Origin of the sequence: Candidatus Pantoea deserta, from assembly GCF_003813865.1 — a bacterium.
GTDB classification, from domain to species: domain Bacteria; phylum Pseudomonadota; class Gammaproteobacteria; order Enterobacterales; family Enterobacteriaceae; genus Pantoea; species Pantoea deserta.
Genome location: NZ_RMVG01000001.1, coordinates 554873 through 565900 on the forward strand (window position 1 = coordinate 554873; position 11028 = coordinate 565900).

Below are 11028 nucleotides of genomic sequence, written 5' to 3' on the forward strand. Positions count from 1 at the left end.
CGCTATCACCGGTTATAAATTGCGTAACGCATTCCGAATCCAACAGGCAAAAAAAAAGCGAAACCCGACTGTTCGCATTAACGTAACAGTCAAGGTTTCGCTTTTGATAACGATCCTGTTGTGCAGCGAAAATAGCCGACCTTGCGCCCCGGCGTAAACGGCTGACGCCGTCGTTCGTGATCTGACGTGCAAAACCGCCGCTATTTACGACGGGGGTCGGCCCGCTGGCTAGTCGGCGTCATAACCCAGGTTCGGCGCCAGCCAGCGCTCGATTTCGCTGACCGTCATCCCTTTACGCGCCGCGTAATCCTCCACCTGATCGCGCTGGATCTGCGCCACGGCGAAGTAACGGCTGTCGGGATGGCTAAAGTACCAGCCCGATACCGACGCGCCCGGCCACATGGCGAAGGATTCGGTCAGCTTCATACCGGTGTGTTTTTCCACCTCCAGCAGCCGCCAGATCGCCGCCTTCTCTGTGTGCTCCGGACAGGCCGGATAGCCCGGAGCCGGACGGATGCCCTGATAGTTTTCGCGGATCAGCTCGTCGTTGCTTAGATTTTCCTGCGCGGCAAAGCCCCAGATTGTCTTGCGTACCTGCTCGTGCAGATACTCAGCGAAGGCCTCCGCCAGACGATCGGCCACCGCCTTCACCATGATCTTGTTGTAATCGTCGTGCTGCGCGTCATACGCCTCGGCCAGCGCGTCCTCCTCCAGACCTCCGGTTACGGCAAAGGCGCCCAGATAATCGGCCTTGCCGCTCGACGCCGGCGCGACGTAATCCGCCAGACAGTAGTTAGGGAAGTCGGTTTTTTCGGTTTGCTGACGTAAATGATGGCTAACGGCAATCACTTCCCGGCGGCTCTCATCGCGGTAAAGGTGGATGTCGTCGCCCACGCGGTTGGCCGGAAAAATCCCCACCACTCCGCGCGGCGTCAGCGCGTTTTGCCTGCTGAGGGTATCCAGCATGGCGTTGGCGTCGGCAAACAGGCGCTTCGCCTCTTCGCCCACCACTTCATCTTCCAGAATGCGCGGATACTTGCCCGCCAGCGACCAGGTCATAAAGAACGGCGTCCAGTCGATATAGCGGCGCAGGGTCTCAATTGTGGCGCGCACCTCGCGCACGCCGAGGTGTTGCGCGACCGGCGGCGTATAGCTTTCCCAGTCAATATCGACCGCGTTGGCGCGCGCGGCCTGTAGCGTAACCGGCGGCGTGCGCGGCTTTTTGCGCGCGTGCTGAATACGTACGGTGTCGTACTCTTTACGCGTGCGCGCCACAAACGCCTCTTTCAGATCTGGCGACAGCAGCGACGACACCACGCCGACGGTGCGCGACGCGTTCTGCACGTAAACCGTCGGGCCGCTGTAGTTCTGCTCGATTTTCACCGCCGTGTGCGCCTTCGACGTGGTCGCGCCGCCGATAAGCAGCGGCAGCGTAAAGCCCTGACGCTCCATCTCTTTCGCGACGTTGACCATCTCATCCAGCGACGGCGTGATCAGCCCCGACAGCCCGATAATATCCGCCTTCTCTTCAATGGCGGTTTTCAGAATTTTGTCGCTCGGCACCATCACGCCGAGGTCGATGATTTCATAGTTATTGCACTGCAACACCACGCCGACAATGTTTTTGCCGATGTCGTGTACATCGCCCTTCACCGTCGCCAGCACGATCTTGCCGTTGCTGCGGCCCGCCTCTTTGCTGGCCTGGATATAAGGCTCCAGCCAGGCCACCGCCTGTTTCATCACGCGCGCCGACTTCACTACCTGCGGCAGAAACATCTTTCCTTCGCCGAACAGATCGCCCACCACGTTCATGCCCGCCATCAGCGGACCTTCAATCACATCGATCGGGCGCGCCGCGGCCTGACGCGCCTCTTCGGTGTCCTGCTCGATAAATTCGGTAATGCCTTTTACCAGCGAATACTCCAGACGCTTCACGACGTCCCAGCCGCGCCACTCCGCCTGCTGTTTATCTTCCGCGCCGTCGCCTTTGCTGGCGCGATACTTTTCCGCCAGCTCAAGCAGGCGTTCGGTGCCGTCGGCGCGGCGGTTAAGAATGACGTCTTCTACCGCATCGCGCAGCTCGGCGGGCAGATCGTCATAAATCGCCAGCTGTCCGGCGTTCACGATCCCCATATCCATGCCGTTGCGAATGGCGTAATAGAGGAACACGGCGTGAATGGCCTCGCGCACCGGATCGTTGCCACGAAATGAGAAAGAGACGTTAGAGACGCCGCCGGAGATCATGGCGTGCGGCAGCTCGCGTTTAATGTCTTCGCACGCGCCAATAAAGTCCATGGCGTAGTTATTGTGCTCGTCGATACCGGTGGCGACCGCAAAGATATTGGGGTCAAAGATAATATCTTCCGGCGGGAAGCCGACCTCTTCGGTGAGAATTTTATAGGCCCGGCGGCAAATCTCGATCTTACGCGCGCGCGTATCCGCCTGGCCGACCTCATCAAAGGCCATCACCACCATCGCGGCGCCATAGCGTCGCACCAGCCGCGCATGGCGGATAAAGATCTCCTCGCCCTCTTTCATGGAAATCGAGTTAACGATGCCTTTGCCCTGGATGCACTGTAGCCCTTTCTCAATCACCTCCCATTTCGAGGAGTCGATCATAATGGGCACGCGAGCAATATCAGGTTCACCGGCGATCAGGTTAAGAAAGCGCACCATCGCCGCCTCGGCGTCCAGCATCCCCTCATCCATGTTGATGTCGATGACCTGCGCGCCGTTCTGTACCTGCTGTAGCGCCACGTCCAGCGCTTCGCTGTATTTTTCTTCTTTAATCAGGCGCTTGAACTTCGCCGAACCGGTTACGTTGGTGCGCTCGCCCACGTTGACGAACAGCGTATCGCCGCTGATATTCAGCGGCTCCAGGCCGGAAAGACGACAGGCGACCGGCAGCTGCGGCAGTTTGCGCGGCGCAACGCCCGCGACGATGTCCGCCATCGCCTTAATATGCTGCGGCGTGGTGCCGCAGCAACCGCCGATAATATTCAGGAAACCGGCGCGCGCCCACTCGCCGATCTGACCGGCCATCACGTCGGCATCGAGATCGTATTCGCCGAACGCATTAGGTAACCCCGCGTTGGGATGGGCGCTGACATAGCATTCGGCGATGCGTGACATTTCCGCCACGTACTGACGCAGCTCATCCGGGCCGAGCGCGCAGTTCAGACCGAACGACAGCGGTTCGGCGTGGCGCAGCGAGTTATAGAAAGCCTCAGTAGTCTGGCCCGACAGCGTGCGGCCGGACGCATCGGTAATGGTGCCGGAGATCATCAGCGGCAGCTCGATGCCCAGCGCTTCCATCTCGGTCTGTACGGCGAAGATGGCCGCTTTGGCGTTGAGGGTGTCGAACACCGTTTCGATCATAATGAGGTCTGCGCCGCCCTCTATCAGCGCGCGCGCCGATTCGCGGTACGCCTCCACCAGCTGGGTAAAGGAGACGTTGCGGTAGGCGGGATCGTTGACGTCCGGCGAGATCGAACAGGTGCGGTTGGTCGGGCCAAGCACGCCCGCGACGTAGCGCGGACGATCCGGCGTTTTTGCCGTCCACGCATCGCAGCAGGCGCGCGCCAGCCGTGCGGCCTCATAGTTAATCTCCGCCGACAGCGCTTCCATCTGATAGTCCGCCATCGCAATGGTGGTGGCGTTAAAGGTGTTGGTTTCGACAATATCCGCGCCGGCTTCCAGATAGGCATGGTGAATATCGCGGATCACGTCGGGCTTGCTGAGTACCAGCAGATCGTTGTTGCCCTTGAGATCGCAGGGCCAGTCGCCAAAACGGCTGCCGCGAAAATCCTGCTCGTCCAGTTTATAGCTCTGGATCATGGTGCCCATGCCGCCGTCCAGCACCATGATGCGTTGCGCGAGCTGCTGATGCAGCGCTTCGGTTCTGTTGCTCACTGTTGCCTCGTTGACGTCAGTCTGCTGGCTGATATGCCAGCCCGTCATACTGGCACAACTTTTCAGGGGGAAAAAGCCGCAGCAGGTGAGACATTTTCAGGCAGCGCGCGTAACAGATCCGACCAGCAAGCTCAGGTTTGCAAATTGCGTAATTACCCTGAAAATGATTTCCACTTTGCGCAAGGAGATCCCCCAATGGTTACGCCCGTTCCCGCTAAACGCGGCAAGAAACCGCGCGGCGCCCCCGCTGCCGCACCTGTCAGCGGTCAGGTGCAGTCCCTGCAACGCGGCCTGCATCTGCTGGAGCTGATCGCCGAATCCCACGGCAGCGTGGCGCTCACCGAACTGGCGCAGCAGGCTGGTTTGCCCAACTCCACCACCCACCGCTTGCTGACAACCATGCAGCAGCAAGGTTTTGTGCATCAGACCGGCGATCTCGGCCTGTGGACGATTGGCGCCCACGCCTTTGTGGTCGGCAGCAGCTTTTTGCAGAGCCGCAACCTGCTGGCGCTGGTGCACCCTGTTCTGCGCAGGCTTATGGAAACCTCCGGCGAAACCGTTAATCTGGCGGTGCTGGATCTCAGCGACTATCAGGCCGTAATTATCGATCAGGTGCAGTGCACCCAGCTGATGCGCATGTCGGCGCCGATTGGCGGCAAGCTGCCGATGCACGCCTCCGGCGCGGGCAAGGCGTTTCTGGCGCACCTGAGCGATGAGCAGGTGACCGCGCTGCTGCATCAGAAAGGGCTGCACTACTACACGCCCAATACCCTGATGTCGCCGCAGAGCCTGAAGGCGAATCTGGCCCTGGTGCGCAAGGGAGGCTTTGCTTTTGATGATGAGGAGCATGCGCTGGGGCTGCGCTGCGTCGCCGCGCCGATCTACGACGAGCACGGCGACGCTTTTGCCGCGCTGTCGATTTCCGGGCCGATTGCGCGCATGACCGACGACCGTATCACCGAGCTGGGCGCGCTGGTGATCCGCGAAGCGCGTCAGGTCACTCAGGCCTACAGCGGCCGCTAAGCCAGCGCCTGGGCGTAACGCACGCTAAAGCGCTGCGCCTGCCGCCAGGCGATCGCCTCTTCCACATGTCCCTGCCGGATGCGCTGCTGCTGGGTGCGCCACCAGCCCGCCTCAAAGATTTCAGGATGCAGCTGCTGCAACAGCGCGCCGGTGGCGGCTTCGCTGCACAGCGCATAGCGAAAGGTTTCGGGAAAGACATCATCCGGGCCGACGCTGTACCAGGGTTCGGCGCAGAGTTCATCTTCCTCATAGCGCGCCTGCGGCACGTCGCGGAAGTGCAGCTCATCCATGGGACGAATTTCATCATAGTCGTAAAACACCACGCGTCCGTGGCGCGTCATGCCGAAGTTTTTAAACAGCATATCGCCAGGAAAGATGTTGGCTGCCGCCAGCTGTTTGATCGCGTTGCCATATTCATCAATGGCGTGTCGCCGCTCATCGGCGTTGGCCTGAGCCAGATAGAGATTCAGCGGCTGCATACGCCGCTCCAGCCACAGATGGCGCACGATCAGGCAATCGCCGTCGATATGCATTTTCCCGGCGATGCTGGACTGAAATTCCGCCATCAGCGCAGGTGAAATACGCGCAAGCGGCAGCGCAAACTGTTCAAACTCCAGGGTGTCCGCCATGCGCCCGACGCGGTCATGCTCTTTCACCTGCTGATAGCAGGCGCGCACCTGCGCCTCTGTCACCTCTTTTTGCGGCGCAAAGCGATCCCGGATGACTTTAAACACGCGATCAAAACCCGGTAGCATAAAGACCAGCATGACCATGCCGCGCACGCCGGGAGCCATCTCAAATTCCGCGTCGCTCTGCGCCAGCGCATGCAGATAGTCGCGGTAGCTCTCGGTTTTGCCGTGCTTCTGACAGCCAATCGCTCTGTAACACTCCGACAGCGATTTACCCGGCAAAATCGGCTGTAGCCACGCCACCAGCGCAGCGGGCACCGGCGCGTACACCATAAAACTGGCACGGGCGAAACCGAAGACGATGCTGGCGTCGTTCACGTCAGTCAGGCAGGTATCGATCCATAGCTCTCCCTGCTCGCTACGCTGCACGGGCAGCAGACAGGGGAAAACAGCGTGCGGCAGATGCAGACGCGCCACGATCCACGCGGTTTTATTACGAAAGAAAAGCTCGCTGGCGACCTCCAGCCAGCCGCCCTCCAGCCTGAAATGCTGCTGTAAATGGCGCTGGATATAGCTGACGTCGCGCGCGCGATCCTGCCAGGGCAGCGTCAGCGGGGCATCGCGCAGCACCTGCTCCAGCATAGCCTGCCAGCCGCGCTGCGGCTCGTAGCGGCGCGCCAGCGGACGCGACGGCTGTGGGGCGTTCTGCTGGCTGGTGAAAATAAACAGCCGCTGCGGCTGCAAGTGCGCATGGCCATGCAGACGGCAATAGACCGAATTGAAAAAACTCTCTGCGATCTCTGCGCGCGGATAGTCCGGCAGCAACCGCTGGTAATCCTGTTTGACCTGGAGCCAGAACGCATCGTCCCAGGCGGCCGCGTCGTTGAGGATGCGCAGCTGATTGACCACCAGGGTGACGTGGCTGTCGTAAAGATGGATGCGCGTTTTCATCGCCTGCTGCACCGCCTGCCAGTCGGCCTGCTCAAAGCGCTGCGGCGCGCCAGCGGTGATGTCCAGGAAGCGGCTATACTGGGCGTCAAAGCCTTGCAGAATAGTATGGGCAATCAGGGATTCGCGTGGCGGCACAGATACCTCCCCCAAAAAGCCCGCCCGAACGCGTCGGGCGGGAATCTGACACAGGGTTAAAACTGATGTTGTTCGGTCGAGCCGGTCAGCGCGGTGACTGACGAATGGCCGCCCTGAATCAGGGTGGTGACCCGATCAAAGTAGCCCGTGCCCACCTCCTGCTGGTGCGACGAGAAGCTGTAGCCTTTTTCGCGCGCGGCAAATTCCGGCTGCTGCACTTTCTCGACGTAGTGGCGCATCCCTTCGCCCTGTGCATAGGCGTGCGCCAGGTCGAACATGTTGAACCACATGCTGTGAATGCCCGCCAGGGTAATGAACTGAAAGCGATAGCCCATCTCGCTTAGCGCCTGCTGAAATCCGGCGATGGCGCGATCGTCGAGGTTCTTTTTCCAGTTGAATGAGGGCGAGCAGTTATAGGCCAGCAGCTTGCCGGGATAGCGCGCGTGGATGGCCGTGGCGAAGCGCTGCGCCAGCGCCAGGTCTGGCGTCGAGGTTTCGCACCACAGCACGTCGGCATAAGGGGCATAGGCCAGACCACGACTGATCGCCTGTTCAATGCCGGCGTGTGTGCGGAAGAACCCTTCCGCCGTGCGGTCGCCGCGAATAAAAGGCCGGTCATATTCGTCACAGTCGGAGGTAATCAAGTCTGCCGCGTCGGCATCGGTACGCGCGATCAGAATCGTCGGCACGTCCATGACGTCTGCCGCCAGTCGCGCGGCGACCAGCTTTTGTATCGCTTCCTGCGTCGGCACCAGCACCTTGCCGCCCATATGGCCGCACTTTTTCACCGCCGCCAGCTGATCTTCAAAATGCACCGCCGCAGCGCCCGCGCTAATCATCGACTTCATCAGTTCAAAGGCATTGAGCACCCCGCCAAATCCCGCCTCGGCATCAGCGACTATCGGCAGAAAGTAGTCAATGTAATCCTCGTCGCCTGGCTCAGCGTTATTCGCCCACTGGATCTGATCGGCGCGCTGGAAGGTCTGGTTGATGCGCTGTACCACTTCCGGCACTGAGTTAACCGGGTAGAGCGACTGATCGGGATACATCTGTCCGGCAAGGTTGGCATCCGCCGCCACCTGCCAGCCGGAAAGATAGATAGCCTCAATACCCGCTTTCGCCTGCTGCAACGCCTGTCCGCCGGTCAGCGCGCCCAGGCTGTTTACATAGCCTTTGCGCGCTGCGCCGTTGAGCAGCGCCCAGAGTTTTTCCGCGCCGCGCTGCGCCAGCGTACAGGCCGGATTGACCGAGCCGCGCAGTTTAATCACCTCTTCAGCGCTATAGGGACGCGTAATGCCTTCCCAGCGCGGCGCGCGCCAGGATTGTTCAAGCTGCTGTATCTGTTGAGTGCGTGTCATGGCAACGGCTCCTTTTTTCAGGGGATCAGGCAGTAGCCCGGCAGGGTAAGAAATGAAACCAGCTCTTTTTCGGTGGTGATTTGCGCCATCAGCCGCGCCGCGTCGTCGTAACGCACATCGTTAAGCTGCTGTCGCTCCTCCTCCAGCATACGCAGGAAGCTTTCGGCACTGACGCGCTGACCGTCGCTCAGGGTCTGCTGATGATGGATCCACTGCCAGATGGAGGTGCGGGCGATTTCTGCCGTGGCGGCGTCCTCCATCAGCCCGTCAATCGGCACACAGCCATTGCCGCCCAGCCAGGCCTCAAGATAGCGCAGCGCGACGCGAATATTGGCGCGCATTCCGGCTTCGGTGCGCTCTCCCTCGCAGGGGGCCAGCAGCTGGGCGGCGTCGATGATGGCATCGCTTTCACGCAGCACGTGAAGCTGGTTCTGGCGCGCGCCGAGCGCGGCGTCAAATACCGCCATTGCCGTATCGGCCAGCCCTGGATGGGCAATCCAGGTGCCGTCGTGACCGTTATCCGCCTCGCGCTGTTTATCTTCGCGCACGCGCTGCAATATCCACTCATTGCGCGCCGCGTCTTTGGCTGGGATCAGCGCCGACATCCCGCCCATGGCAAACGCGCCGCGGCGATGACAGGTTTTCACCAGCAGTCGCGAATAAGCGTCAAGAAAGGGCTGCGCCATAGTGATCGATTGCCGATCGGGCAATATGCGGTCGCCATGCTGGCGCAGCGTTTTGATATAGCTGAAGATATAATCCCAGCGGCCACAGTTCAGGCCGACGATATGGTCGCGCAGGTTCCACAGGATCTCATCCATCTGGAATACCGCCGGCAGGGTTTCAATCAGAACCGTTGCCTTAATGGTGCCGCGCGGCAGATCGAAGCGATCTTCGGTAAAGCTGAAGATCTCTCGCCACCACGCCGCCTCCTGCCAGCTCTCTGTTTTCGGCAGATAGAAATAGGGACCGCTGCCTTTGTTAAGCAGCTGGTCAGCGTTGTGGAAAAAGTAGAGCGCGAAATCAAACAGCCCGCCGGGAATAGCGCTGCCCTGCCAGAGCACATGCTTTTCATCCAGATGCAGGCCGCGTACGCGGCACATCAGCACCGCAGGTTCGGCGCACAGCTGATAAATCTTGCCGGCTTCGCTGGTAAAGCGCAGCGTTCCCCGTACCGCCTCACGCAGGGTGAGCTGACCGTCGATAAGTTTGTCCCACTGCGGCGTTAGCGAATCTTCAAAATCCGCCATAAATACCTTCACGTTGGCGTTCAGCGCATTGATCACCATTTTTCGATCGGGCGGTCCGGTGATCTCTACGCGTCGATCCAGCAGGTCGGCGGGAATGGAACCGATGCGCCAGCTGCTTTCACGAATGGAAGCCGTTTCCATATCGAACTGCGGAAGCTGACCAGCATCATATTGCTGCTGCCGCTGTTGTCTGAGGCCGAGCAGCCTTTTTCGCTCAGAAGTAAAACGCGTGACCAGCTCGCAAAGAAAGCGTCGCGCCTCCGGGGTAAATAACTGCTGTTCCGCGCTGGAGAAGGGCTGGGTGAAGGTAAGATCGCTGTGGATTATCGTATCTGTCATGCGGTATCGCTCCTGTCGCCGATCGGATCCTGTAACAGGGATCCGGTTATAGGGGATTTTTTGCGCTACAGGATCCAAGCATATGCTGACTATTTTTAAAATCAAAAACTATTTCCATTTTCACATATGAAATGCGTTAACCAGATGATTAAAATGGGATTAAAGTTTTTTATTTAAAGGGGAAGTATTTTCAGAAACGCGACAGACATAAAAAAACCGTGACAGCCCTGCGGCTGGCACGGTAAGGACAAACGAGGAAAAAGGTTATTCGAGCGTTGGATTCATTCTGCGCAGATCGTACGGGGTGATCTGATAGACGTAATAGTTCAGCCAGTTAGAGAACAACAGGTTGCCATGACTGCGCCAGGTGGCGCGCGGCGGCAGTTCCGGATTGTCCTGCGGGAAATAGTTATAGGGGACTTCGGGCGAAAGTCCCGCCTCGTAATCGCGATGGTATTCGCCCGATAAGGTCAGCGCATCATATTCCGGATGGCCGGTAACAAAGACCAGACGTTTATCTTTGCTCGCCATCAGATAGGCGCCAGTCTTTTCCGACTCCGCGAACAGCTCCAGATCGGTGTAATCCGTGATCAGCTGCGTCGGGAAATCCGCATAGCGCGAATGCGGAGCCAGAAAGTTGTCGTCAAAGCCGCGCGTCAGCAGCGCGTGCGGATGCAGGATCTGATGTTCATAGACGCCTGACAGCTTGTTCTGGCGCGTCTGCTTGGGAATACCATAAAGAATATTGAGCGCAGCCTGTACTGCCCAGCAAACAAATAGCGTTGAGGTGACATGCTCTTTCGCCCAATGCAGTACGCGCTGGATCTGCGGCCAGTAGGCTACATCGTTGAAATCGACCAGGCCCAGCGGCGCGCCGGTGACAATAAGCCCGTCAAAATTATCGTGCTGAATTTCATCAAAGTTACAGTAGAAATTGTTCAGATGCTCCACAGGCGTATTGCGCGATTCACGACTGTCGATGCGCAGCAGCTGAATATCGATCTGAAGCGGCGAGTTGGAAAGCAGACGCAAAAACTGATTTTCCGTCTCAATCTTTTTCGGCATCAGATTGAGCACCAATACTTTCAACGGACGGATTTCCTGAACACTGGCGCGTGATGATGTCATGACAAATACGTTTTCATTACGCAAAAAATTTACTGCCGGTAATTCATCGGGAACCCTGATTGGCATGTGCGACTTTCCTCTCAACAACCGTATATACGTTTAGACATCCAGATGCCCAACATTACCCTGGCAGTACGAAGTTGTCGAGGCTTCATGCGATATATGAAAATCTTTCAGCTTAAACTGGAAAACAGGGCAAAGGTGCAACGAGGGAGGACAGGAAGATGAAAGGTTTTCTGGAAATTTTATCGACCGCATAACGCAAAAAGCCCCGGCCGTCAGGCCAGGGCTGCGCGATAAGCA

The 11028-nt window shown here is 58.7% G+C and carries 6 protein-coding genes; 1 reads left to right on the plus strand and 5 read right to left on the minus strand.

The window, feature by feature from the left end:
• Positions 1–228: 228 nt before the first annotated feature.
• On the minus strand, positions 229–3960 hold the full coding sequence (gene metH, locus BBB56_RS02590; protein WP_123798502.1) for a methionine synthase: 3732 nt from the start codon (positions 3958–3960) through the stop codon (positions 229–231).
• A 147-nt stretch (positions 3961–4107) separates the two neighbouring features.
• On the opposite strand from metH, the gene iclR reads away from it, so the two are divergent.
• A complete protein-coding gene (gene iclR / locus BBB56_RS02595) occupies positions 4108–4935 on the plus strand; it encodes a glyoxylate bypass operon transcriptional repressor IclR (protein WP_123798504.1) in 828 nt (275 codons plus the stop codon).
• Here iclR and aceK read toward each other — a convergent pair.
• The 4 genes from aceK to metA form a co-directional block, all read right to left on the minus strand.
• Positions 4932–6650 (minus strand): bifunctional isocitrate dehydrogenase kinase/phosphatase, encoded by a 1719-nt coding sequence (aceK, locus tag BBB56_RS02600; RefSeq protein WP_123798506.1) that lies wholly within the window; start codon positions 6648–6650, stop codon positions 4932–4934. The genes iclR and aceK overlap by 4 nt on opposite strands.
• 56 nt (positions 6651–6706) lie before the next feature.
• The gene (aceA, locus tag BBB56_RS02605) at positions 6707–8008 is read right to left on the minus strand and encodes an isocitrate lyase (protein WP_123798508.1); all 1302 of its coding nucleotides are present in this window, start codon (positions 8006–8008) and stop codon (positions 6707–6709) included.
• A 17-nt stretch (positions 8009–8025) separates the two neighbouring features.
• The gene (gene aceB, locus BBB56_RS02610; RefSeq protein WP_123798509.1) at positions 8026–9597 is read right to left on the minus strand and encodes a malate synthase A; all 1572 of its coding nucleotides are present in this window, start codon (positions 9595–9597) and stop codon (positions 8026–8028) included.
• Positions 9598–9861: 264 nt separating this feature from the next.
• Positions 9862–10791, minus strand: coding sequence for a homoserine O-acetyltransferase MetA (gene metA / locus BBB56_RS02615; protein WP_123798511.1), 930 nt, complete (start codon positions 10789–10791; stop codon positions 9862–9864).
• Positions 10792–11028 lie beyond the last annotated feature (237 nt).

What these genes read in the sequence shown, in the direction of transcription:
- metH (WP_123798502.1), bottom strand. Translation starts at nt 3,960, where the DNA reads ATGACGGGCTGGCATATCAGCCAGCAGACTGACGTCAACGAGGCAACA.
- iclR (WP_123798504.1), top strand. Translation starts at nt 4,108, where the DNA reads ATGGTTACGCCCGTTCCCGCTAAACGCGGCAAGAAACCGCGCGGCGCC.
- aceA (WP_123798508.1), bottom strand. Translation starts at nt 8,008, where the DNA reads ATGACACGCACTCAACAGATACAGCAGCTTGAACAATCCTGGCGCGCG.
- aceB (WP_123798509.1), bottom strand. Translation starts at nt 9,597, where the DNA reads ATGACAGATACGATAATCCACAGCGATCTTACCTTCACCCAGCCCTTC.
- metA (WP_123798511.1), bottom strand. Translation starts at nt 10,791, where the DNA reads ATGCCAATCAGGGTTCCCGATGAATTACCGGCAGTAAATTTTTTGCGT.